General features: G+C 64.0%; 20 protein-coding genes and 4 pseudogenes. 8 read left to right on the forward strand and 16 right to left on the reverse strand.

All coding sequences use genetic code 11. From position 1 onward, the window contains the following. Positions 1 to 6: 6 nt before the first annotated feature. The 3 genes from CNE_RS19715 to CNE_RS19725 are packed head-to-tail and all read right to left on the reverse strand — an operon-like array spanning position 7 to position 1,872. The gene (locus CNE_RS19715; RefSeq protein WP_013952031.1) at positions 7 to 882 is read right to left on the reverse strand and encodes an SDR family NAD(P)-dependent oxidoreductase; all 876 of its coding nucleotides are present in this window, start codon (positions 880 to 882) and stop codon (positions 7 to 9) included. Continuing rightward, positions 879 to 1,538: a Dabb family protein gene (locus CNE_RS19720; RefSeq protein WP_013952032.1), complete on the reverse strand. Its 660-nt coding sequence runs from the start codon at positions 1,536 to 1,538 to the stop codon at positions 879 to 881. The genes CNE_RS19715 and CNE_RS19720 overlap by 4 nt, the downstream gene beginning before the upstream one ends. After that, the gene (locus tag CNE_RS19725) at positions 1,528 to 1,872 is read right to left on the reverse strand and encodes a hypothetical protein (protein WP_013952033.1); all 345 of its coding nucleotides are present in this window, start codon (positions 1,870 to 1,872) and stop codon (positions 1,528 to 1,530) included. The genes CNE_RS19720 and CNE_RS19725 overlap by 11 nt, the downstream gene beginning before the upstream one ends. A 251-nt stretch (positions 1,873 to 2,123) precedes the next feature. Here CNE_RS19725 and CNE_RS19730 point away from each other — a divergent pair, with 251 nt between their 5' ends. Beyond that, the gene (locus tag CNE_RS19730) at positions 2,124 to 3,131 is read left to right on the forward strand and encodes an AraC family transcriptional regulator (protein ID WP_228772621.1); all 1,008 of its coding nucleotides are present in this window, start codon (positions 2,124 to 2,126) and stop codon (positions 3,129 to 3,131) included. A gap of 70 nt (positions 3,132 to 3,201) precedes the next feature. Here the strand turns inward: CNE_RS19730 and CNE_RS19735 are convergent, their stop codons facing one another. Then, the gene (locus CNE_RS19735) at positions 3,202 to 4,317 is read right to left on the reverse strand and encodes a sensor histidine kinase (RefSeq protein WP_013952035.1); all 1,116 of its coding nucleotides are present in this window, start codon (positions 4,315 to 4,317) and stop codon (positions 3,202 to 3,204) included. A gap of 174 nt (positions 4,318 to 4,491) precedes the next feature. Further along, positions 4,492 to 4,845: a hypothetical protein gene (locus CNE_RS19740; protein ID WP_228772622.1), complete on the reverse strand. Its 354-nt coding sequence runs from the start codon at positions 4,843 to 4,845 to the stop codon at positions 4,492 to 4,494. Between the two features lie 10 nt (positions 4,846 to 4,855). Here CNE_RS19740 and CNE_RS19745 point away from each other — a divergent pair. Together CNE_RS19745 and CNE_RS19750 are read left to right on the forward strand one after the other, a co-directional pair. Next, positions 4,856 to 5,782 (forward strand): annotated as a pseudogene (locus CNE_RS19745) (IS256 family transposase); the annotation flags it as partial. Positions 5,783 to 5,814: 32 nt separating this feature from the next. Beyond that, positions 5,815 to 6,627: pseudogene (locus CNE_RS19750) on the forward strand (IS110 family RNA-guided transposase); the annotation flags it as partial. Positions 6,628 to 6,868: 241 nt separating this feature from the next. Here CNE_RS19750 and CNE_RS19755 read toward each other — a convergent pair. The 3 genes from CNE_RS19755 to CNE_RS19765 form a co-directional block, all read right to left on the reverse strand. After that, the gene (locus CNE_RS19755; RefSeq protein WP_013952039.1) at positions 6,869 to 7,195 is read right to left on the reverse strand and encodes a hypothetical protein; all 327 of its coding nucleotides are present in this window, start codon (positions 7,193 to 7,195) and stop codon (positions 6,869 to 6,871) included. A 242-nt stretch (positions 7,196 to 7,437) separates the two neighbouring features. After that, positions 7,438 to 8,832, reverse strand: coding sequence for a hypothetical protein (locus CNE_RS19760; RefSeq protein WP_041228529.1), 1,395 nt, complete (start codon positions 8,830 to 8,832; stop codon positions 7,438 to 7,440). Between the two features lie 216 nt (positions 8,833 to 9,048). Next, positions 9,049 to 9,522, reverse strand: coding sequence for a MerR family transcriptional regulator (locus tag CNE_RS19765; protein WP_013952041.1), 474 nt, complete (start codon positions 9,520 to 9,522; stop codon positions 9,049 to 9,051). A gap of 78 nt (positions 9,523 to 9,600) precedes the next feature. Here CNE_RS19765 and CNE_RS19770 point away from each other — a divergent pair, with 78 nt between their 5' ends. From CNE_RS19770 to CNE_RS39320, 3 genes are all read left to right on the forward strand, one after another. Further along, positions 9,601 to 10,839, forward strand: a complete 1,239-nt coding sequence (locus tag CNE_RS19770) for an NADH:flavin oxidoreductase/NADH oxidase family protein (RefSeq protein ID WP_013952042.1) — start codon at positions 9,601 to 9,603, stop codon at positions 10,837 to 10,839. A 158-nt stretch (positions 10,840 to 10,997) separates the two neighbouring features. Next, complete coding sequence (locus CNE_RS19775; RefSeq protein ID WP_013952043.1) at positions 10,998 to 11,522, forward strand: DUF4142 domain-containing protein; 525 nt, start codon at positions 10,998 to 11,000, stop codon at positions 11,520 to 11,522. 122 nt (positions 11,523 to 11,644) lie between these two features. Continuing rightward, positions 11,645 to 11,899, forward strand: a complete 255-nt coding sequence (locus CNE_RS39320) for a plastocyanin/azurin family copper-binding protein (protein WP_238553113.1) — start codon at positions 11,645 to 11,647, stop codon at positions 11,897 to 11,899. Between the two features lie 22 nt (positions 11,900 to 11,921). Here CNE_RS39320 and CNE_RS19780 read toward each other — a convergent pair whose 3' ends face one another. The 4 genes from CNE_RS19780 to CNE_RS19795 all read right to left on the reverse strand — a co-directional run bounded on the left by CNE_RS19780 (position 11,922) and on the right by CNE_RS19795 (position 17,779). Beyond that, the gene (locus CNE_RS19780; RefSeq protein ID WP_013952045.1) at positions 11,922 to 13,478 is read right to left on the reverse strand and encodes a UxaA family hydrolase; all 1,557 of its coding nucleotides are present in this window, start codon (positions 13,476 to 13,478) and stop codon (positions 11,922 to 11,924) included. Further along, positions 13,475 to 15,079: an aldehyde dehydrogenase (NADP(+)) gene (locus CNE_RS19785; protein WP_013952046.1), complete on the reverse strand. Its 1,605-nt coding sequence runs from the start codon at positions 15,077 to 15,079 to the stop codon at positions 13,475 to 13,477. The genes CNE_RS19780 and CNE_RS19785 overlap by 4 nt, the downstream gene beginning before the upstream one ends. A 35-nt stretch (positions 15,080 to 15,114) precedes the next feature. Beyond that, positions 15,115 to 16,446, reverse strand: a complete 1,332-nt coding sequence (locus tag CNE_RS19790; RefSeq protein WP_013952047.1) for an MFS transporter — start codon at positions 16,444 to 16,446, stop codon at positions 15,115 to 15,117. 133 nt (positions 16,447 to 16,579) lie between these two features. Further along, positions 16,580 to 17,779, reverse strand: coding sequence for a fumarylacetoacetate hydrolase family protein (locus tag CNE_RS19795; RefSeq protein ID WP_013952048.1), 1,200 nt, complete (start codon positions 17,777 to 17,779; stop codon positions 16,580 to 16,582). Positions 17,780 to 17,929: 150 nt separating this feature from the next. On the opposite strand from CNE_RS19795, the gene CNE_RS19800 reads away from it, so the two are divergent. Further along, positions 17,930 to 18,868 carry a LysR substrate-binding domain-containing protein gene (locus tag CNE_RS19800; RefSeq protein ID WP_013952049.1) on the forward strand — a complete coding sequence of 313 codons (939 nt, stop codon included), beginning with the start codon at positions 17,930 to 17,932 and terminating at the stop codon, positions 18,866 to 18,868. Between the two features lie 93 nt (positions 18,869 to 18,961). On the opposite strand, the pseudogene CNE_RS19805 reads toward CNE_RS19800, so the two are convergent. From CNE_RS19805 to CNE_RS19815, 3 genes and pseudogenes are all read right to left on the reverse strand, one after another. Further along, positions 18,962 to 19,477: pseudogene (locus CNE_RS19805) on the reverse strand (cytochrome b/b6 domain-containing protein); the annotation flags it as partial. Between the two features lie 25 nt (positions 19,478 to 19,502). Then, the gene (locus tag CNE_RS19810) at positions 19,503 to 19,769 is read right to left on the reverse strand and encodes a PepSY domain-containing protein (protein WP_041228530.1); all 267 of its coding nucleotides are present in this window, start codon (positions 19,767 to 19,769) and stop codon (positions 19,503 to 19,505) included. 273 nt (positions 19,770 to 20,042) lie between these two features. Beyond that, a pseudogene (locus CNE_RS19815) lies at positions 20,043 to 20,624 on the reverse strand (transposase); the annotation flags it as partial. 500 nt (positions 20,625 to 21,124) lie between these two features. Between CNE_RS19815 and CNE_RS19820 the strand changes: the two are divergent. Further along, entirely contained in the window at positions 21,125 to 22,405 is a 1,281-nt protein-coding gene (locus tag CNE_RS19820; protein WP_041228531.1) for an IS110 family RNA-guided transposase, read from the forward strand. A 237-nt stretch (positions 22,406 to 22,642) separates the two neighbouring features. On the opposite strand, the gene CNE_RS19825 is transcribed toward CNE_RS19820, so the two are convergent. After that, the gene (locus CNE_RS19825; RefSeq protein ID WP_013952054.1) at positions 22,643 to 23,608 is read right to left on the reverse strand and encodes a LysR family transcriptional regulator; all 966 of its coding nucleotides are present in this window, start codon (positions 23,606 to 23,608) and stop codon (positions 22,643 to 22,645) included. Between the last annotated feature and the right edge of the window lie 98 nt (positions 23,609 to 23,706).

Genomic DNA, 23,706 nt, shown 5'->3' on the forward strand with positions numbered 1-23,706 from the left:
ATGGCCTCACCTTGCGGACAGTTCGTGGTTCAAACCAGGATGTGCCCAGGACGGAATCACGGGCGGCGGCAGCATGCCCTGGCCATCAAGCGTACGGACGTTCAGCCCGTGCGCCAGGGGGAAGTGCAGGCTATGGGCGATGTGGCCGGTGCGCAGCCGGGCCGGCACGCTGCAGAGTGCAAGCGCCGTTTCCACCAGGTACTCCACTGGCTCGGTGGGATAGCCGTCCGGGATATAGCGCTCGCTGCCTGGCGTGCGGATCGCCGTGCTCGGCGCTACGGAATTGACCGCGATATTGTCGGCCTCCAGTTCCGCTGCCAGGCCCTCGGTGAACCGGTTGATGGCGGCCTTGACCGCGGCGTAGGCCGTGACCCCGCCAGCCCGGTCAAAGTCCTGATATGGGCGAGCAGGCGACAGGGCGGTGACGGAGCCCAGGTTCAGGATCCACCCCGCGCCGCGCGTGCGCATCAGCGGGATCGCTGCACGGCTGAGCACGAAGGGGATGCGCAGGTAGTGCTTGACCGTCCTGTCGAAGATTTCCAGCGGCATCGATTCGATGCGGCTGTATTCCGCCATGCCGGCATTGTTGACCAGGATGTCGAGACCGCCCGCAGCACTTGCCGCCTGCGCCACCAGGTCGTCGCGTTGCGCGGGATCCTCGAGATCCGCCGCCAGCGCGATGGCACTGCCCCCTTGCCGCCGGATCTGGCCAACCGTCTCAGCCAGCGTGCCAGGTTCGTCTTCGGACTCGCCTGCGCGCCGTGCCGTGGCAACCACCAGCGCGCCCTCCGCCGCGAAGCGCTGCGCGATGGCACGACCGATGCCGCGGCTGGCGCCGGTTACCAGCGCAATCTTTCCTGTCAGTTTTCTGTGTGCGGTCATGGCGCGTATTCCTCGGTGCGGTTGTGGTTGGCAATCAGGCTTGTCGCGAGCGGGCAGAAGGCATGGGAGATCGCCTGGACTGTCCATTCGGGAAACTCGGGGTCGAACCATCGGTCGACATGGCCCCAATGAAAGGGGTGCATCAGGTATTCGCCCAGCAGGTCGTCTGCGCTGGCGAACTCCTGCTGCCAGACATGGGTCCAGGTGCCGGGCGACAGGACGCGGGCAAGCCGCCAGTTGAGGATGCCGGGCATGTACTCGGGCATCCGCAGCAGGTCTTGCTCAAGTGCGCGGACCTGCCAGTCCGGCGCTTCAGGCCGGAGCCGGAACATCAGCGTGCGCCAGATCCCGTGGCACAGTGGAGGGGCGCGCAGTCCGTCCGAGATCGGGCGATAGGCGACGCTATCCACCTCTGCCATGCCGTCCAGCGCGGCAACCAGGCCGATGTCGTGACCGGGCGAGCCGGATGCAGTCGGGTCGAATAGAAGGTCGAGCGTGTAGTCGCCAGCGCCCCAGCTTCCCGCCAGGTTCCTGCCAATCGCCACATGGCTCAGGCCCGGCAGCGTTTCAATGCGGGCAAGCAGGGCTTGCTCCTGTGTGCACGTCCCGGAGCAGAAGCCGGCGAGCAATCGCACCTGTGCTGTCTCAAGCCGCATCGCAATGCTCCTTGCGCTGGGGCAGCGTAGCTGTCGCATCGGCCATCACATGGCGGCGGCGCGCTTCACACAGCGTGTCGACTGTCGACCAGAAGGCGAGCACCGGGGCATCGATGCTGGCGCGCATGGCGTAGTAAGCCGGCGCATCCGCCACTTGCCACAGCAGCCACAACGTATTGGGTGCATCTTCCAGCGCCACGGGCGGCGACACGCAGCGCTGCAGCAGCGCCAGGCCCCTGGCGGCGCTGCCGGGCAGGTACTGGCTTTCCAGCAGGCTCAGCACAGTGGGCAGGTGCCCGGGCGCGAGCACGATTTCATCGAGGATGTGGATCATGGTGTGTCTCAAGCGGCGCAGGCAGGGCAGCAGGGCTGCGATGCCGGAGCCGGGGGTTTGCGGGAGGGAAGCGCGGTCATGGGTTGTCCCGTATAGGCATGGTGTTCAGGGCATGGCAACCTCCATCGCCCAGGCCGTGCGCAAGCTGTCGCGCGGGTGGAAGTGCCGGGATGATTATGGGAGGCCAGGCCGCACCGAGTCCCCACCCGAACGATCAACCATCGCTACCGAAGCAATCAGAACCAGCGACCATGAATGCCCACATACCGGGGAATCCCGTACCTGTTCCGCACGGCATGGTGCAGCGCCTGCTGGACGAACTGAAGCGGCAGGGCGTCGAGGTTCCACCTGCCGCCGGCGCATCCGGGCATGCGCCGGCGGCCCGGTTCACCGCGCTCTATCGCGCCGCGATCGAGCGGCTGGAAGCCCTGGTCGCCAAAGGCAACGGCCACCCCCCGATGCGCAAGCAGGAAGTGGACTTGTTGTGCCGTTGCGTATTGAGCAGCCAGACGCTGAGGGAGGCGATCCGCTGCGCGGCCGACTTCTGCGCGATGCTGTATCCGCGCGCCGGGGCGCTCAGCCTCGGGCAAAGCGCAGGGCAGGCGGTGTTCCGCATGGATTCGCTGCGGCGTGCGAACTCCTCCGCGGCTTGCCTGGTGGACCTGACCGGGCTCTTCTTCTATATGCTGCTGTTCGGCTGGCTGGTCGGCCAGCCGCTGCGCCCGACCCACGTCTACCTGGCGCATCCCCGGCGCGAGGACGCCATGCCTTTCCTGGGCTTGTTCCATGCCGCGGTGACGTCTGGCGCCCAGACCTACGGCTTCGAATTCGATGAGGCCTTGCTCGACCGGCCGGTCGTGCGCCAGGCCGCGGAGCTCGACGCCTTCCTGGAAGATTTTCCTTACCGCCTGATCGGCGCGCCGGTCGAGGTCGTATCAGTGAGCCAGCAGGTGCACGGCATCCTGCACGCAGCGCTGGTGCATGGCGCGCGGCTGCCGACGCTGGCTGAGCTGGCCATGCGCTTTGATGTGAGCGAGCCGACCCTGCGCCGCCGTCTCGCTGCCGACGGCAGCAGCTACCGGGTACTGCGCGAACACAGCCTGCAAGAGTACGCGGAACAATGCCTGTGCACGACCAACTGGTCGGTAGGAAGAATCGCGGAGCAGCTTGGCTTTGCCAGCGAGGAAGCGTTTCGGCGGGCGTTCCAGCGCTGGACCGGGCATGCGCCGACGCGCTTCAGGCGGGAAAGCAGGGGGTGAGGCGGTGAACGGGAGTTGGTGATGCGGTCAATCCAGCTGTCGGCAATAGAGAACAGGCTGCCCGCGCCCGTTACGTGCGACGCGGCAGACGCACGTCAAACGTGGTCCCTGTCTGGTCGGAGCGCGCCTCGATCGATCCCTGATGGGCCTTGGTAATCTCGCTCACTATGTACAGCCCGAGTCCGAGGCCGTCCGCATTTTTGTTCTCCTGATCCGGGCCTCTCCTCAACGGATCAAAAAGGCGCTCCAGCGACAGCGGGTCAATGGCGGGACCACTGTTCCTGACCTCGAGACTGACTTCCGCGTCATGGCCGGTGACTGCAACGCAGACCGGCTCGTCCGGCGCGCCGTACCTTATCGCGTTAAGCACCAGATTGGAAAGCAGTTGCTGCAGGCGCAGGCCGTCCCAAATACCCTGCACGTTGCCCTTCACCTCAAGCTCGATGCGGCGGGTCGGATGAGCTGCACGCAACTGGTCCACGGTATCGGCGACCAATTCAGCCAGATCGACGTCGTAAGGCGTGATGTTGATGCCCAAGCCGAGTTTCGTTCGGTTGAAATCGCACAGATCATCCAGAAGAGAATTCATGCGGGAACCACTTCGAATCAGTCGGGCTGCAGCTTCCGATACCTTCTCCCCAGCGTTCAGCGCCGCCAGATATGAGGCGGTCGTCTGGATGGTCTGCAGTGGGCTGCGCATATCGTGCCCAACCATGCCGAGCAACAGGTCGCGAGCCTGCTCTACCTGCGAATGGAAAAATGCCACGGATTCCGCGACTGCCTGATCGATAGCCTCGTTGAACCGCATCACGTCGTCCAGATAAGGGGCGGCCGGCTGACATTCGTCAATCCACAAACGCAGCACGCTGGCGCGCAGCGCCAGGTACTCAGCGACCAGTTGATTGATGTTGAAGCCACCGCGCGCCCGCAGGAGGGCGTGCGTTTGTGCAGCGGTCTCCGGCGCACCGAGTAGCTTGGGAGCCTGTCCCATGGATTTTTCGCGTTGAGCTTCCCTCGTTTGCGGGGTCAACAAATCCTTCGCCACGGCTTGCAAGATCTGCGGTGCGTGGTCACGCAGCGCGAGGGAGTCCATGTTTCTTGCGGCTGGCAGCAGGGTGGTCGCAAACTCCTCCCACGCCGCCACAATGCGGCCTGTATCCCGCAAGATGAAGTCAGCTAGTCGCATGTCTTCTCCTGGAGAGAGCGAGCCCCGGAAATGCACGCTTGAGAATTTATCTTACGCTAGTAATCGGCGGTTCCAGCAGCGTTGGGAACGGACTTGCATGACCGATTCGGCACAAACGTCGGTTGACCGGCCATGGGGCGAAAGTGGTCTCCCGCAGACCCCTGGCGGCCCCGTTCAGCGCCGCTGCAGGCCGCCCGACTTGTGCTTCCTGACCGCACGCAGCACCAGGCCCGCCAGCACCGCGACGACCGCCAGGATGCCGACGGCGATAAGAAAAGGTAAGGGCCGATCGATTGCCAGGCTTTCCCCGGCGACGACGATACCAAATGCATAGCCCGCTTCGGCAATCGCCATCGCGGCCAGGAATTTGCGGAAGGGGTAATGCATGGAGCCGAACAGATAACCGGGAATTTCCGACGGAACCGCGATACAGAACAGCAGCACCGCCCAGAACTTCATGCGCTGCGACACGTAGTCCCGGTACTTCGCCAGCTTGTCCGCGTAACCACTACCGGGCCAAAGTTTCAAGGTGAGTCTGCAACGCCGGCTGTCCGGCTTCGACGACCACGTAATCAGCATGTATGCACGCGGGATGAGCGTGCGTGAGATTCAGGGCCATTTGCAGGAACTGTATGGGCTGCAGGTCTCGCCTGACCTGATTTCCACCATCACCGACGAAGTGCTGGCCGAGGTCGAACAATGGCAGCAGCGCCCGCTGGAGGCGATGTACCCCATTGTCTACTTCGACGCGCTGCGCCTGAAGATCCGCGACGAAGGCACCGTCAGGAACAAGGCGGTGTACCTCGCGCTGGGCATCCGCGCCGATGGGCGCAAGGAAGTCCTCGGCCTGTGGATCGAGCAGACCGAAGGCGCCAAGTTCTGGCTCAAGGTCTTCAACGAACTGAAGAACCGCGGCCTGGAGGACATCCTGATCGCCGTGGTCGATGGCCTGCGCGGCTTCCCCCAGGCCATCGAGGCCGTCTACCCGGCCGCGCAAATCCAGACCTGCATCGTCCACCTGATCCGCAACTCGCTCAACCTGGCGAGCTGGAAGGATTGCAAGGGCCTGGCGGCCGCACTCAAGCCGATTTACCAGGCTGCCACGGCCGATGCCGCTGCCACTGCGCTGGATGCCTTTGCCGGCAGCGACTGGGGCCGCAAATTCCCGACGGTGGCCGACATGTGGCGGCGGCAATGGGAGCAGGTCATCCCGTTCTTCGCCTATCCGCCGGAAGTGCGCAGAATCATCTACACCACTAACGCCATCGAGAGCATGCACATGCAGCTGCGCAAGATCGTCAAGAACCGGGGCCACTTCCCCAGCGACGAAGCCGCCAGCAAGCTGCTGTACCTGGCCTTGCGCAACATCGAGAAAGATTGGAAGATGCCGCCCATCACCTGGAAACAAGCGGCCAACCAGTTCGCCATTCTCTTCGGTGACCGCTTCACCAACGCCCTACGCTGAGATTTATTTAACCGACCTCAGCACACAGAATTCCTGACACCTCCCACCCAAAGTACGTGCGACCGTTCGTGCGGACCAACAAGACCGATGCGGCCGACGCGCGCGCGATCTGGACAGCCGCGCAGCAACCTGGGATGCGACCGATACCGGTAAAGACTGAGGCACAGCAAGCCTTACTTGGATTGCACCGAATTCGCTCGGAACTAGTCGACAGCCGCACGCGGCAAGTGAATCAGATTCGCGGCTTGCTGGGCGAATACGGCCTGCACTTCGTGCTTGGTCGCAAGGCTGCCATGGCGCAGTTTGTCACCCGACTGAGCGAGATCGAGCAAACCATCCCGGCTCCCTTGTGGCGACTGTTGTCGCGCCAGTTACAGCGACTCAGGCAGTTGGACGCTGAAATCCTCGCGGCCGAGCAAGAGATCGCTGCATGGCTAAAAACCGAGCCTGCCGCCCAATGTGTGGATGCGATTCCGGGAATTGGCCCGATCACCGCCACGGCCCTGGTAGCCACCATGGGATCTCCCCAGGCTTACCGCTCAGGCAGAGCCTTCGCGGCCAGCCTGGGCCTGGTACCAACCCAGAGTGGCACCGGCGGCAAGGTTCACCTCGGCCATATCAGCAAACGTGGCGATCCCTATTTGCGCAAACTGCTGATCCATGGCGCACGCATCGTGCTGACCCGCTCGAAGCGGCGCCCGTGCTGGGCTGAGGCCCTGCTGGTCAGGCGCCCGACCAATGTTGCCATCGTCGCGCTAGCCAACAAGATGGCGCGCACCGCCTGGGCATTGCTTGCCCATCGCCGCGTCTATGAACCCGGCTATGTCAGCGCACGGCCTGCGTAGCGAAAGCACGACCACAGCAGGGCACAAACGAATACCTTCAGGGTTGCACAGGGTAAGGAGATAAGGTGTGATGGCAAACTAGGTCGGACCGCGGGAACGCAAACCCGATGACATCCAAGCGGCTTACAGCCCGTCGTGGGAGATGGGGACGTTCCCGGCTGATTCCATCAAGGCCCGCAGGCACGTTCCTGCAGCAAGGTCGGATATAAGACAGCAACCCATACCTACAAGCCAAAGCCCTTCAATTTACCTTGGCATCCGGGCGGTGTTCATATAAGGATGTCAAAAAGGTCGTACCGCGCTTCATCAAGCGTTCATGTGCAGGCAGGCCATAGCCCTTGGGCAACTCGCCAGGTCGGAAGTAGCGTTCCTGGTCAACAAGGATAAACAGGATGTTGTACGGTCCCGATGCCGGGCTCCCGGCGGCCTGGGCCGCGTCGCTTGCCCCGGCAGGGGCATCCTTGGCATCCGCGCCTGCGCCAAGACCCAATGCCATGGTGCCAACCCCGGCAGTCAGGAGGAAATCGCGTCGCGTCAATGTGCCGCCAGGCTTGTTGTCGTTGCTCATTGGCTTCTCCCTGCCTGTTTGCGCGGCCCATGGCGGGTGGACGCTGTGCTGCTGCAGGCCCGCCCAGGCATGCGTAAGGCAGTCTAGCAAGCACGTTTTCTGCCGCCAAGGCTGGGTGCGGCGCCGGCAGGAGGCGAGGGTTGGCAACCACACACATTCGCGGTTCAGGCAGTCGAACTACGTTTCGCAGATGATCGGAGTGCGGACAAGATTCCCCACACCCTGGGACTGCGCTTGCCGCTTCACAACATATCCTCGATGGGATCTCGTTGCGAGCGAATCTCCTCCGGACTGAGGACGATATAGCCCAGCGACTTCAGCAACTGCACCGCCTCCAGCTCCGCGTCCAGGTACACCGGCCGTTCCGGGCGGCGCGGGCGCGGCGCGGCCGGCAGCCATGCGGCGCTGGCCTGCGCGGCGGGCGCTGGCTGGCCGTCAGACCATCGCGCGGTCAGGATGCGGCAATGCTCCAGGTTGGGCTTCCAGGCAACGTCCACGGCGGCATTGAACCTGGCGGTGCAAAGCCGCAAGCGCTTCAGCGCCTTCAGCCAGTTGATGAAGGCATCGCGCTCCGGTGGCTGGTAGCCCTTCAGCAAGGTAGCCAGGCTGTCTTGCGCAGTGGCGCTGTCGGCTGCCTGGTCGTCTTCTAGCAGGGCAAGCTCAAGCGCCACGTGCTGGCGGCCGTCATGGTCATAGATCGCGCAGTCGGCGTCCAGCACGCCTTCGCGCAGCAGCTCGCACAGCAGTACCCAGGCCCTTGGATTCTTGTCGAGCCGGCCTTCGAGCGTCGGGTCGATCTGGCTGAGAATGTCCGGGATGGGGCGCGCCTCGTCTGACTGGATGGCCAGGGCGAATGCCATCGTGTTGTCGGACGGCCTGGCTCCGCTTGCCAGCATCTGCAATGACGCTTCCCAGAGTTCGCGGATTTCTGCCGCGGTATCCACAGCATGCATCCATGCATAGTCCTCCAGCGCCGCGCACAGCCTGCGCGCGGGCCTGGCCAGCTGGCCGGCCAGCGTCTTGATAAAACCCGTGCAATGCGCGCAGCGGCATTCCAGGCGGCCCGCATGCAGGAAACCGGCGTACAGCCGTTCCTGGTGTCCGCAGTGTGCGCATTCGATTGAGAAGCCGCCCTGCCGTGCCGGCCGCTGCGAGGCGAGCAGCCCGTCGACCTGATAGTGCGCCGGTCCGTCGCAGCACGGGCAGATCCATTGCAGCTTGTGCGCGCCGTCCCGAGGTCGCGCCGCCCGGTCGAACTGGCGCTCGATGGCGCTGCGCGGAATGCCCTGCGCGCGCCCGACCACGTCTGCGCTGTAGCGCCAATAGCAGTACGAGTGGGCGGCAGCGGCGATCTCCGGAGAGAGCCGCTGCAGATCCGGCATCAGGCGGGGGCTGTGCCGGATCTCGTCGGCCATGGCATCGATCTGCGCTGGCCCGCCCGGCATCACCGCCTCAAGGGCAGCGCGGCTCTGTTCCAGGAAATCGGGCACGTAGACCCGGCGGATGTAGTCCTCGTTCTCGAGCCAGAGCAAGTGGCCGGGGAGGGCTTCCAGTACATCAACCCCTTCCCTGACTTCCGACATGCCGGCGCAGGCGAGAAACGTGAACGGCTTACTAAACAGGAAGGCGTCTGTCATGTTGTCGTCAACGGAGTATCCCGCCCACGAGCTGGCAACATGCCTCGTGTGCGATGGGTCACCACCCCGTGACTCGGCCAAGCAAGCGCACGGAAAGCGCAATCCTGATGGCGCCTTCCGTTCCGGGGACTTCCCCCTTCTTGTTTTCAGATCCATGGGACCTGTGCGGATTTTGCATCTGCCGCATTGGACAGCATAGGCGAACCTGACGCCTCGTTACAGAGGAATTCCTTTTCTTGACGTCCTCGTCCTACGACCTGGGAGACCCGCCGGGGCACCACCGTTGCCATCCTGATTCATTCGCTCCAGGACCCGCCTGGCCTTGCCCTCGCAATCTTCGCCTTCCCTGGTGCCGTTGATCTCGTCGATCAGTGCGACGAGGCGGTGCTTGCTCTGCGCCAGACGCTGCTCCAGCAACTCGATCTCATCGACCTTGCGCCGCAGGGCTTGGAGGAGTTGGTCATGTGGCCACTTGTCCAGGTCTGGTGGCAGGATGGCTCGAATCTCTTCCAGGGAGAAGCCCGAGCCTTGCGCACACATGATGATCTCCAGCCTGGTCAACGTTTCCGGCGCGTATTCGCGATAGCCGTTGGCTTGCCGCTGCGCGGGCTCGAGCAGGCCGCTCGCTTCATAAAACCGGATGCGTGAGGCGGCAATGCCACTCAGTCGAGCCAGTTCTCCGATTTTCATCCGCATTCTCCAGAGGCCTTGACCTTAAAGTTGACTTTAAGCTTAAAGTCGGGCTCTGGTCAAATCAGGATGCCTCCCATGAAGCTGTTCACACCCCTTGCCCTGCCCAACGGCGCTGTGATTCCCAACCGTCTCGCAAAAGCGGCCATGGAAGAGAATATGGCGGATGCGGACCACGCCCCATCGGATGCGCTGCTGCGCTTGTACGACGCCTGGGCCAACGGCATGGCAGGCCTGATCCTGACCGGCAACGTCATGGTGGATCACCGTGCTATGACCGGGCCCAACGGTGTGGTCCTGGAAGACGACACCCACCTGGACCGCTTCCGGCGTTGGGCCCGCACCGCACGGGCCGGCGGCGCCCATGTCTGGATGCAGATCAACCACCCCGGGCGCCAGATGCCTGCGGCACTCGGCCAGACCACCTTGGCGCCGTCGGCCGTTCCGCTGGACCTCGGGGCGCTGTCCAAGCAGTTTCCCGTGCCCAGGGAAATGACCGGCCGGGACATCGCCGACGTACAGCAGCGCTTTACACGATCCGCCCAACTGGCGGAACGAAGCGACTTTACCGGGGTGCAGATTCATGCGGCCCATGGCTACCTGTTGAGCCAGTTCCTGTCACCGATCGCCAACAAGCGGCAGGACCAGTGGGGCGGCAGTATCGAGAACCGTGCGCGCCTGCTGCTCGGCATCGTCCGGTCCGTACGAAGCGCGGTATCGCCCCGGTTCGCGGTCTCGGTCAAGCTGAATTCGGCCGACTTCCAGCGCGGCGGCTTCAGCGCCGATGACGCGAGGCGGGTGGTCGAGATGCTCAACCCGCTCAACGTCGACCTGATCGAGCTGTCGGGCGGAAGCTATGAGGCGCCGGCAATGCAGGGGCAAGCCCGTGATGGCCGCACGCTGGCCCGGGAAGCCTACTTCCTGGAGTTTGCGCGCGACATCGCGTCCGTCGCGCGCATGCCCTTGATGGTCACCGGAGGCATCCGCCGCCGCGCCGTGGCCGAACAGGTGATCGACAGTGGCATCGCCATGGCGGGCATCGCCACAGCGCTGTCCATCGACCCGAACCTGCCGCGCAACTGGCATGCAGGAAAGAACAATGCGCCCGCGCTGCGATCGATCACCTGGAAGAACAAGACGCTGGGCTCCCTGGCCAAAATGGCCGTCGTCAAGTTCCAGCTCAAACGGCTCAGTGAGGGACGTGTCACGGACCCACGCGTCTCGCCCGTCAGGGCGCTAGTGTTGCAGCAGCTGTCCACTTCGTGCCAGACGCGGCGGTATCGCCGATGGACGACGCAGCGGGCCGGTGCCCGTTAGTGGTGGTTGTGCGGGGCCACCGGGAATCGCGTGCGCCAAGGCGGGCGGCGTGACGTCAACCGCCGGGCAGGCGATCGCGACACAATTAGTTCACAACGTGACAGAGTTTTCTATACTCCTTATTGCCAATTTCGACACGAACAATAGGATGTGACGCCATGAAACTTGCAAATTTCGCCTTGGCTGCGGCCATATTGTTTTCGGCAGGCACGACGTTTGCCCAGGATGCTGTCAACGACGCGCAGATCGCCTCGATCGTGGTCACAGCAAATCAGGTCGATATCGACGCCGGGAAATTGGCAAAAAGGAAGGCATCTGGCAAGGACGTGAAGGCGTTCGCGCAACAGATGATCACGGATCACACCGGTGTCAACAAGTCGGCCACCGCCCTGGTAAAGAAGCTGAAGGTGAAGCCAGAGGGCAATCCGACCAGCACAAGCCTCAAGTCGGATGGCGACAAGAATCTCAGCAAGCTCAAAGGCCTCAAGGGTGCGGAGTTCGATAGCGCCTATATCGACAATGAGGTGACTTATCACCAGGCCGTGATCGACGCGATGGACAAGACGTTGATTCCCGGCGCCAAGAACGAAGAGCTGAAGGCGTTGCTGGTGAAGGTTCGTCCGGCCTTCGTGGCGCATCTTGAGCATGCCAAGCAAATCCAGGGTTCGCTGGGCAAGAAGTGACAGAGCGCGTGGATCGCACCGGGAGCCGGCATCGGCTTGCTGCCTGGATTCCGCTGCTTATGGTGGCGGGGAGTTGTGCCAGTTGGCCGGCGCTTGGCCGGCCGGCTACCCATACCGTGCTGATGGACGGTACTGCATACGTACCGCGGACACTCGCCGTACGGCGCGGTGACGTTGTGGTGTGGGTCAATAAGGACCCGTTTCCGCATACCGTGACCGCGTCGGGCGGCGGCTTTGATTCCAAGGCCATCGCCCCGGGTAAGTCGTGGACGTACACGGCAAGGAAGACCGGCGTGTTCCCGTACACCTGTACCTTGCATCCGACCATGACAGGCACGCTCAGCGTGGGGTCGAATGCAAAGGCCAGTGGCGAATGACGCCAGCCGCGCGGATGCCCCGTCAGGTGATCGCGCCAAGCTGCCAGGGAACGAACTCGTTCTGGCCGTAACCGTGCAATTCGCTCTTTGAGCGCTGTCCCGACGCTGCCGCCAGCATGAGGCGGAAAATCTCTTCCCCAAGCGCGTCGATCGTCTGCGTGCCGTCGATCACGGTGCCGCAGTTGATGTCGATATCCTCCTGCTGGCGCTGCCACAAGGCGGTATTGGTGCCGAGCTTCAGGGACGGGGACGGTGCACAGCCATAGGCGGAGCCGCGCCCGGTGGTAAAGCAGATCAGGTTGGCGCCGCCGGCCACCTGTCCGGTCGCCGAGACCGGATCGTAGCCAGGGGTGTCCATGAAGACCAGGCCAGCCGCCTCCACCGGCTCTGCGTAGCGGTATACGTCGACCAGGTTGGTGGTGCCGCCCTTGGCCACGGCACCGAGCGATTTCTCCAGGATGGTGGTGAGTCCGCCCGCCTTGTTGCCGGCGGACGGGTTGTTGTCCAGGCTGGCGTTCATGCGCGCGCAGTAGGCTTCCCACCAGCGGATGCGGTCGAGCAGCTTGTGCCCGACTTCCGGCGAGACGGCACGGCGCGTCAGCAAATGCTCGGCGCCATAGATCTCCGGCGTCTCCGACAGGATGGCGGTACCCCCGTGCGCCACCAGCCGGTCGACGGCTGCGCCGAGCGCGGGATTGGCGCTGATGCCGGAATAGCCGTCGGAGCCGCCGCATTGCAGTCCGACCACCAGGTGGCTGGCATCGACGGGCTCGCGTCGCACCCGGTTGGCGTCGGGCAGCATCGCCTTGATCTGCTCGATGCCTGCCGCCACCGTACGGGCCGTGCCGCCGGTGGCCTGGATGGTCATGGTTTTCAGCGCGGCGCCGCGCGCCAGTCCCTCGCTGTCGAGCAGGCCGTCGATCTGGTTGGTTTCGCAGCCCAGCCCGACGATCAGCACGGCGGCAAAGTTGGGGTGGCGCGCATAGCCCGCCAACGTGCGTCGCAGCAGCGCCAGGCCTTCGCCTTCGCCATCCACCGCGCAGCCTTGCCCGTGCGTCAGCGCCACCACGCCATCCACGTTCGGGTAGTCTGCCAGCGCCTGCGGATTGAGCTCGCGCCGGAAATGCTCGGCGATGGCGCGTGCCGCGGTGGCAGAGCAATTGACGGAGGTAAGGATGCCGATGTAGTTGCGCGTGCCGACCCGCCCATCGGCGCGGACGATGCCCATGAACTGCGCGCGCTGCGGCGCCACGGCGGCAGGGCGCGTCGCGGTACCAAACGCGTAGTCGCGCTCGAACGCGCCGATGGCCAGGTTATGAGTGTGGACGTGCTCGCCTGGCGCGACCGGGCGCGTGGCGAAGCCGATGACCTGTCCGTAGCGGCGCACCGGCGCGCCGGCCTCGAGTGCGCGCACTGCCAGCTTGTGTCCTGCGGGCACCAGGCCGCGCACCACCAGGCCTGCGCCGAGGCGCGCGCCTGCCACCAGTTGCGCACGCGCGATGACGACATCGTCATCCGGATGCAGCCGTATGACGAGTTCGGCCGCGGTTGCTGCTTCCTGTTCCAGGACGACGCTCATGCTGCGGCCTCCAGATCGTGCGCGCCTTGCACCGCGGCGCGTGTCGGCACGCCGTCGACCAGGCGCGGCAGCTGCCACGGGTTACGGTCGCGCAAGGCCGGTGGGAGCACGGAATCGGGATAGTTCTGGTAGCACACCGGGCGCAGGAAGCGCTCGATGGCAGCGCTGCCGACGGAGGTGCCGCGCGCATCGGTGGTAGCCGGGTAGGGGCCGCCGTGGACGATGGCGTCGCTGACTTCCACGCCGGTCGGGTAACCGTTGAAGAGCAAACGGCCGACCTTGCTTTCCAATAGCACGATCAGCGCGGCGTGGTGATGGAGGTCACCGTCATCGGCCATCAGCGTGGCCGTAAGCTGGCCGCGCATCCGTTCGGCAAAGGCCAGGAAGTCATCTTCGGAATCCAGCGCGACGATCACCGTCGACGGGCCGAATACCTCCTCCTCCAGCGGACGATTTTCCGCAAACAGCACGCTGCGATCGGCCTTCAGCAGATGCCCGCCGATGCGGCCGTCCGCTTGCTTTGACACCAGAACTTCCACGCCGGGGACTTCGCGCAAGCCGGCCAGCCCGCGCTGGAAATTGTCCCGGATGCCGGCGCCCAGCATGGGCTGCGGCTCGGCCAGCGCCAGTGCCGTGCCGAGTTCGGCGAGGAACGCATCGAATGCCGGTGAGCGGATGCCAAGCACCACCCCCGGGTTGGTGCAGAGCTGGCCGCAGCCGAAGGTGACCGAGGCTGCCAGTTCGCGCGCAATCTGCGCGCCGCGAGCGGACAGTGCCGAGGGCATCAGGAACACCGGGTTCACGCTCGACATCTCCGCAAACACCGGAATCGGATCCGGCCTCGATTGCGCCAGATCGAACAACGCCCGGCCCGCAGCCAGTGACCCGGTAAAGCCTACGGCCTTGATGTGCGGCGCCCGTACCAGTGCCGCGCCGGCGGCTGCGGTGCCGAACACCATGTTGAAGACGCCCGCCGGCGCACCGCTGCGCGCGATCGCGCGTTCGATTGCATTGGCCACGTATGCAGACGTGACCATGTGGCCCGGATGCGCCTTCACCACCACCGGGCAGCCCGCTGCCAGCGCCGAAGCCGTGTCGCCGCCGGCCACCGAGAATGCGAGTGGGAAATTGCCGGCGCCGAAGACCGCCACCGGACCCACGCCGACGCGGTACTGCCGCAGGTCGGGCCGCGGCAGCGGCTGGCGCGCAGGCTGCGCGCGGTCGATGCGGACATCGAGGAAGTCACCGCGCCGTACCGTGGCCGCGAACATGCGCAGCTGATTGCTGGTGCGCTTGCGCTCGCCTTCCAGCCGCGCCGGCGGCAGGGCGGTCTCGCGGCTGGCCGCCGCGATGAACGCCTGGTCCAGCGCATCGATTTCATCGGCGATGGTTTCCAGCAGCGCGGCGCGTTCGGCCGGGCTGCTGGCGCGGAATGCGGGGAAGGCCTGGTGCGCGGCCAGCGCGGCTGCTGCAACTTCGGCTCCGGTGGCTTCGTGGAAGCTGACCGGGTATCGCTCGCCGGTCACGGCGTCAATGCTGTACAGCGGGGTGCCGGCGGCACGGCGTTCGCCGCCGATGTAGTGAAGTCCGAGGATGGTCATGTCAGGTGTTTGGATACAGGGAATACGGGACGCGGTCAGGCCGCCTCGGAGGAACCAAGCCGCAACGTCGAAGCGCGGCGGGCCCGTGCGCCGATGCTCATCAGCAGCAGCACGCCGACCACGCCTGCGATGGCCAGGGCCAGCATGCCCGCTTGCTGGCTATGGAATGCGGATTCGACCGCGGTCTTCAGCGTCGGCGCGATAAAGCCACCGAGATTGCCCAGCGCCCCGATCAGGGCGATGCCGCTGGCCGCAGCGGTGCCACTCAGGTACGCGGTGGGCAGCGTCCAGAACAGCGGCTGGACCACGACAAAGCCGACGGTAGCCAGGCAGAACGCCATCAGCACGGGCACCAGTTCGTGCCCCAGCGTCGACAGTGCGATGCCGGTGGCCGCCATCGCGAGCATGGCCATGGCGAATTCCCGTTGCTTGCCCCTGGCATCCGCGATGCCGGTGATCAGGCGCAGGGAAACCAGCGCGCACAGCCACGGAATCGCGGTGAGCAGGCCGACCTTGGCACCAATCGCCGTGCCGGTCAGCTCGGAAATACGCGTCGGCAGGTAGAAGATGACGCCGTAGACGCTGACCTGGATGGCGAAGTAGATGGCGACGAAACGCAGCACTTGCCAGTTGCCCAGCGCGCTCAGTGCGGTTGCCGGGCCATGCGCGGTCTTCTGGTTGTCTTCCGCGGTGATAGCGGCTTCGAGCGAAGTCTTCTCGTCGGCGTTCAGCCACTTGGCATCGCGCGGCTTGCTGACTAGGTAGAAGAAGGCGATCACGCCCACCACCGACGCCGCCAGGCCTTCGATGATGAACATCCATTGCCAGTTGCGCAGGCCCAGCTGGCCACCCATCACATCGAGCAGCAGCCCCGAGACCGGCCCGCCCAGCACCAGTGCCACCGGCAAGCCGAAGTAGTAGACGCCGAGCGCCTTGCCGCGCTGGCTGGCCGGGAACCAGTAGGTCGAGTACAGGATCACGCCCGGCGAGAAGCCCGCTTCGGCGACGCCAAGGATAAAGCGCAGCACGTAGAACGAGGTCTCGTCATGCGCGAACATCATGGCCGCCGAGGCCAGCCCCCAGGTGACCATGATGCGGCTGAGCCAGACCCTGGCGCCGACCCGGTGCAGGATCAGGTTGCTGGGGATTTCGAAGACGGCATAGCCGATGAAGAAAATGCCGGCGCCAAGCGCATAGGCCGCGTTGCCGATATTGGAATCGACCATCAGGGCTTGCTTGACGAAGCCGACGTTGGAGCGGTCGAGCATTGACAGCGCGAACATCAGTGCAAGGAAAGGCGCGAGGCGCAGGCGGGCCTTGCTTACCGCGCTTGCGAGCGGATCGCGGTTGGCAGCTTGAGTCTGCATGGGTTTGTCTCCGGTACGAAGCCGCGCGTCGCGGCCTCATGTCATGGATTGCGGCATCCCCGTCTTTTGCTTGCGCGAGGGTTGCTGCGGTGTTCAGGGCGGGGCGCCGTGGCGCCCGTTCAGAAATCGCCGTTCAGAAAGTGGTGTGGCCACGTGCGGCCAGGTTGGCCATCAGGGCGCGTACGCCGAACGTCCACGGAGCGATACGGTCGCTGCGGCCCACGCGGTTGACCAGGCTGCCGAGCTGGCGGCTGGAGATGGTGACAAGATCACCACCCTTGTGGGTGAAGCCGCCGCCCGCGGTGTCGCGGTCTTCCACCGGCGCGAACAGCGTGCCGAGGAACAGCATGGCGCCATCGGGATACTGGTGGGTCGCCCCCATTGCCTGCTCGGCCAGCTCCAGCGGGTCGCGCGTGATCTGGTCCATCGAGCTGGTGCCGGACAACACGAAGCCGTCCAGGCCATCGACACGCAGATCCACCGTCGCCCGCCGCACGTCGTCGAGCGAGAAACTCTGGTCGAACAGGCGCAGGAACGGACCGATCGCGCAGGAGCCGTTATTGTCCTTGGCCTTGCCCAGCAGCAACGCACTGCGGCCCTCGAAGTCGCGCAGGTTGACGTCATTACCCAGCGTGGCGCCGAGCACATCACCGCGGCTGTTGATGGCCAGCACGATCTCGGGTTCCGGATTGTTCCATGCCGAGCCGGGATGCAGTCCGATTTCCGTACCGGTGCCAAGCGCGGAAAGCAGCGGTGCCTTGGTGAAGATCTCGGCGTCCGGGCCGATGCCCACCTCAAGGTATTGCGACCACATGCCATGCTCGATCAGCAAGGCCTTGAGTTCGCCCGCCTCGCGGGAACCCGGCCGGATCCGGGACAGGCGCTCGCCCACCAGCGCCTGGATCCGGTTGCGGACCTCGGCGGCGCCTTGCGGGTCGCCCTTGGTCTGCTCTTCGATGACACGCTCGACCAGGCTGCCGGCAAAGGTCACGCCTGCCGCCTTGATCACCTGCAGGTCGCATGGCGCCAGCAGGCGGGCCACGCCGTTGCTGCCGTGCGGATCGGCCGTGTTGGCCAGCAGGTCGTCCAGCTTGCCGATCCAGCGCCCGGGCGCATTGTGCACCACCGTGAGCGGGTCGTCCTGTTCGAGCAGGGTGCTCATGGTCGGGGCGACATCGGAAATGTCGAATACACCATCCGGCCGCAAGACCACGACAGCCGGGCCGGCCGGAACGCCGTCACCGGCCGGGATCCATGCGCGGCCGACCAGCGTCCCCGCCAGCCCGTCGGCAGGAAGCGTTTGCGTAGCGCTGAGCGTGAGCGGCAATGCCATCGATTGTCTCCACTGATGTTGTTGTCATGAGCGCCGCGACCACCGCAGCGTTGGGTGGAACTCTACGTGGCAGTCCGATAAACATCCAATCGATTATTGGGTAGAATCGATTCCGTTTAGTTATTGATTCAGCCGGGTTTACCCCCCTTCATGGCCAGACAAACTGCTTCCGCCCCTTCCGCCGTGCTAGCCAAGCTGCGCTTCCGGCACCTGCAGCTGCTGGATGTGCTGGGACGCAGCCGCAACCTGCGCATCGCGGCCGAGCAGCTGCATATCACCCAGCCGGCTGCCACGAAGATACTGAGCGACATTGAAGACACTCTGCAGGCCAGGTTGTTCGATCGCTTGCCAAGGGATATGCGCCCGACCGAATTGGGCGAGTTCGCGCTGCGCTACGCATCGACGGCGCTGGCCGAACTCGGCAAGTTTGTGAGCGAACTGGAAGCGCTGCGGGCCGGCGGGCACGGCCACCTCACGGTTGGCGCGATTTCGGCGTCGGCCGCGCAGGTGGTGACCACGGCGATCCGCGAGATCCTGCAGCAGCGCCCGCGGCTGGTCGTCAAGCTGATCGAGCAGAGCAGTGACCAGCTCGCCGTCTGGCTGGAAGACCGGAAGCTGGACATCATGGTCGGGCGCCTGACCGAGCCACGGCACCAGGCGATCTTCGATTTCGAGGCACTGTCGCCAGAGCCGGTATGGGTCGTCTGCCGGCCGGGACATCCCTTGCTGGACAGGCCCAGGCTGGAAATTGCCGACATCGGCGCATGGCCGTGGATCCTTTACCCGCAGCTCACCGCCATCCGGCAACTGTTCGATGAAACCATTGCGGCAGCAGGCATCCAGGGCCTGGTCGGCATGGTGGAAACACCGTCAATCTTTTCCACGCTGGAACTGCTGCAGGCGACGGATATGCTTTCGCTGCAGCCGCGCGCCGTGGTCGAGCGCTTCGTCGCGGAACGCATGCTGTCACACGTGCCGGTGCCCATCCGGCGCGCCATGTCGAGCTACGGCATTGTCACCCGCAAGAATGAGCTGCCGTCGGAGGCCATGTTGCAGTTCATGGCGGCGCTACGGGCGGCGGCCCGGTGAGACGGCACGGGGATCGGAGATAGCAGGCGGGTCCGATGAGCTGGCCGGTTCGCCGTCCCCGGCAGATGGCTTGCGTTGATCCGGCGCCGCCGGTTTCCTTCCGGTCACCATGGACAGGATCAGGTTCTCCCTGTGCAGCCGGCTCATCAGAATCGCGGCGACAACATGCACGCTCACCAGCGCCAACAGCGCGTCGGCGAGGATGCCATGGAGCTCCTTGGGCCAGTCTTCGCCCCAGAACATGTCCAGTCTCGACATCCAGCCGGTGGCGGCAAGTGAAAGGATGAGGATCCACAGCACGAGCATCATCAGCGCGCCAAGCGGATTATGGCCAAGGTGGCGGGGCGGACGCCCGGCAATGGCGGCCTTGACATAGGCAACCACGCCGCCGCGGCCGGGAAGCCATTCGCGGATATTCCCGGCACCGTTGCCCACCATGCTCCACGCTACGCGGACCAACACCAGGCACGCGGCCGCGTAGCCAAGGTTGCGGTGCAGCGGCCCGCCGGAATCCTCGTACAGGTCCCAGAGCACCAGTGCCGCCACGGCCCAGTGCGTGAAACGGACAATGGGATCCCAGATCTGGACAGACTGGCGCGAAGGCTTCATGGCGCGGCGGCAGGGAGGTGCGGTGTTACTTCTCGATTTCCGCCTTGACTATGTCCAGCGTCTTGGTATCGAAGTAGATCTCCGCCTTCTTTCCTTCCTTGGTCGTGCCGTAGATCTCGTAGCAATTCCCGTCGACCTTGAACTTCTTGATGTTGTAGCCCTGCGCTTCAATCTTGGCGCGGGCATCGCTCTCCTTCATCCAATCGCTCTTGGGGTGCGCGGGACATTTCGCGCTGGCCAGCGCGGAACCGGACACCAGGATCATTGCCATCAGCGCGCCAATTCTAAGCATGAGACGTCTCCGTATCGTGGGAGCAATCAGCATAGTGCACCCAATAATGATTCGCAATCAGCGACTGCACTACTTGGCGGGGCTTGAGGTTCTGCTGGCAATGGCCTGTGGCGTCTGGGTGATCAACAGCATGTCAATCGGAACCCGTGGCAGAATAGGTGGCATGTCGTACGCATACGCTCCTGCACTGCTGATTATTCGCGCCATCCGATCTTTCGGTGGGTAGCGCGCGTCTGGCCAGAGTGCAAAACCCGCCCGGTGGCGTAATGCCGTTCAGTTAAGATCCCTATTGAGGAAGCGAACGGCGTAGCGTGAAGGGCGGGATTTGACGACCCGGTCGCATGAGCGGCCGGGTCGTTTCACATTGGGCAGCGACTTTAGGCGCTCGCGTAGGCGCCGCAGGCAGGCGGGCAATTTGGCGTAGGCTGGCGTGACGGCTGCCCACATCATCTCGTGCTGGATGACATGGAAGGCGCGCACGAAGCTCATGTCGGTCGGCGCGAGCTTCGCTTCTCGGGCGGCGCTGGCCATCTCGCGACGAATCAGGTTGTAGGCGATCAAGGCGCCCCAGATTTCCTGGCATACCCCATCGACGGTTCGGCTGCGCAGCGTCAGTTCCATGCCGAGCATCGACTGCTTCAGTTCCCGGTAGCTCGTTTCGATCTGCCAGCGGCGTTCGTAACAGGCGACGATATCAGCAGGTTTGAAGCGTCGGCGATCGAACAGCGAAGTCAGCAAAATTCGGCTACGTCCGCGTGCATCGATGGTGCGGATCGCCCGCGCCTGCCAGAACTCCGGCAGCGCCGGACACTTCTTGCGTGCCTGCGGCGAAACCCGCATGCGTACCGTGCCCTCCATACACGGGAACCAGCCGAATCGATCGTACTGGCACCACATCAGCCTGTTGCAGGTCTGACAAGCCAAGTCTAGCGCGTTGCCAAACTTTTCCGCAAGACTTTCAGTGATGGCTGGCGTATTGAAATTGCCGTCTCCCGATTCATCGCTGACCTGCGAGGCGGCTGAGAGTGGGGGAATGATCCGGCCACCGCTGCGGATTCAACTGTGTGAAGGGCGCCGGTTGTTTCTTCCCGACCCATTATAGGTAGTCCGTCCCGCTTTCATCGATACTTTGGGACTGGCAGCTTCGCTGCCAGTGAAGGCGGGACATGCACCTGCGGGCTACGAATATCCCGACCCAAACGCCAGACGATTGCGGAGTTAGCTTCGAGCCCGCGGGTGCGCTTGCGCTCAAACGAATACTCAGGGTTCGCCGTCGCACCGGCTCACTATATTGCCTTCGCTGAACGCAAGCATGCATGTCCCTGCCAAGTAATCTATCACTTGTGGAGGCTCGCATGACACCTCTGTTGAGTCAGCAGTTCAGAGCATTCGTCGGTATCGACTGGGCTGATGCTAAGCATGATATCTGCCTGCAGCCGGCAGGTGACGATACGAGAGAGTTCGCGTGCATCCCTCATCAGGTTGCACGCATTGATGAATGGGTCGCGGCGTTGCATAAGCGCTTCGGGGGCCCCATCGCCGTTGCACTTGAGTTATCCCGAGGTCCGATCGTCTCTGTGCTACAGAGACATTCATTCTTGACGCTGTTTCCGATCAACCCCTCAATGCTCGCAAAGTACCGCGAGGCGTTCAAACCGAGCCGAGCCAAGGACGATCCCACCGATGCAGAGTTGGCACTTGACCTTTTGCTTCGTCATCCTGATCGGTTCAGTGCACTTAATCCGCAGAGCGCTGATATGCGCTCTTTGCTGAGCTTGATTGAGCAGCGTCGCGAACTGGTCGGCGATAAGATTCGATTCACCAACCGACTGACCCATGCTCTGAAGCAGTACTATCCTCAAGCCTTGGAATGGTTTGAGGACATTGACACCATACAGTTCTGTGATTTCCTCACTCGCTGGCCCACGCTGCCAGCAGCCAAACGCGCGCGGAGGACGACCCTCGAAGACTTCTTCCATGCGCACAACTGTCGACGGGCCCAACTAATCGAGAGGCGTTTGGCGTCTATCCGGGGTGCTATGCCTATGACGGACGATCCCGGCGTTGTCGCCCCCAATCGCTTGCTCGCGTTGATGTTGGTAGCTCAGCTACGGACAGTGCTCGCAGCGATCGACGTGTTCGACAAGGAGATTGCGAGGATCGCACGCACACTGCCTGACTTCGACCTATTTGATAGTTTGCCTGGCGCCGGGCCGCATTTGACGCCGCGGCTGCTAGCCGCGTTTGGTGAGCAACGTGATCGCTACAACGGGGCGGAGGAACTGCAGAAGTACTCCGGCATTGCGCCAGTCACTGAGCGCAGCGGTAAGAAGCGCTGGGTGCATTGGCGCTGGCAATGCCCGACTTTCCTGCGGCAGACATTCGTCGAATGGGCGGGACAGACCATCAACAAATCGTCCTGGGCTGGGGCCTACTACCGCCAACAGCGGGCCAAGGGCAGTTCGTACCAAGCGGCCGTCCGCGCACTAGCATTCAAATGGATACGTATCCTGTACCGCTGCTGGCAGACAGGAACCAGGTACGACGAAGAGCTGTACCTCAACGCCTTGAAGAGGCGTGGTTCGCCACTCATTGGGCACCTCGAGGCCCGACCGGATACGAAATTAAATCGCTAAATGGCCTTGACGGACTGCCTCAGGGCGTGACTCCGTCACTCGGACGGCTGCCTGGGCATGGGCCGTTTCGCAACCCTTCCCAGTCATTCACCCTAATTTATTGAAAAAGGCTGCGATGCCCGGTGGCGGCCATCCGGCCGCATCCGCGCTCGCATTGACGCTGATCCTGGACCGCAATGGCGCCAATAATTGAGTGATCCTGGCCTAATCGGATGGTGCGCAGTGCGGCGGCGGTCATCAGAACCGTGCCTTGCACAGAGTCTTCAGCGTGCGCACAAAGGTCGCCATGGTGGGTGAGTCACCCGCACCCTGGCGCCGGTAAAGCGCCACCGGCGGCAGCGGCCACTCCAAGTCGCAGGGCACGCTGGCCACGTGCGCGCGGGTGGAGAGATCGTGCGCCACGTCGGCGGGCACTATGGCCACCATCGACGGGTTGCGCTCGATCATGCGGCCCACGATCTTGAGCGAATGGGTTTCGATGGCCGGCACCGGTGGCTCTTCGCCCACGTGCAGGAACAGGTCCAGCACCGAGGCGCCCAGCGCCGTGCCCGCGGGCGGCAGGACCCAGTCCATGGTGGCGAGCTCGTGCCAGTCCAGCGCGCGCTTGCCCAGATGCTTGGCAGTCTTGAGGTGGCACACCAGCGCGGGGCGCTGGCGGAACAGGATGTCGCAGCGCAGGTCACGCGCCTGTGCCGCGCCGCGCGCGCGCGCCACCACGCCTTCGAGCCTGTGCTCGCGAAGCAGGGCCAGCAGGCGGTCGCTACTGGCTTCCTCCACCGAGAACACGAACGGCCCGACCTGCTCGCGCGTGTGCGAGAGCGTGTCGCACAGCAACTGGCCGGACAGGTAGTGGATCACGCCGATGCTGAGCCGCTCGGTGAAGCCCAGGCGGGCTGCGGCCATGTCGTTGGCCCAGTCCTGCAGGTCGACCAGCAGGCGAGATGCGCGCGAGATCGCGATGCGCCCCACGGGCGTGGGCGTGACGCCCCCGCGTTGCCGCGTGAACAGAGCGGTGCCCATCATGGATTCGATCTCGGCCAGCATCTGCGTCAAGTAGGGCTGGGTCACCCCCCATTCCTGCGCCACGCGGGAGAGCGAGCCGTACTCGCTCAGCGCGACCAGCAGGTTGAGCTGGCGCGCCTTCAAGCGCGAGCGCATGCGGCCCAGCGTTTCAAGGGCTAGGGCGGTGAGTCGGTCTGGCATAAGTATTTACTTATCCTGATATCAAGATATCTGCCAATACGTTTATGCCAGATCACTACAGTAGCGTCTAGGCCTCGATCGAACATCCGTCACTCACA

It is taken from the genome of Cupriavidus necator N-1 (assembly GCF_000219215.1).
Taxonomy (GTDB): domain Bacteria; phylum Pseudomonadota; class Gammaproteobacteria; order Burkholderiales; family Burkholderiaceae; genus Cupriavidus; species Cupriavidus necator.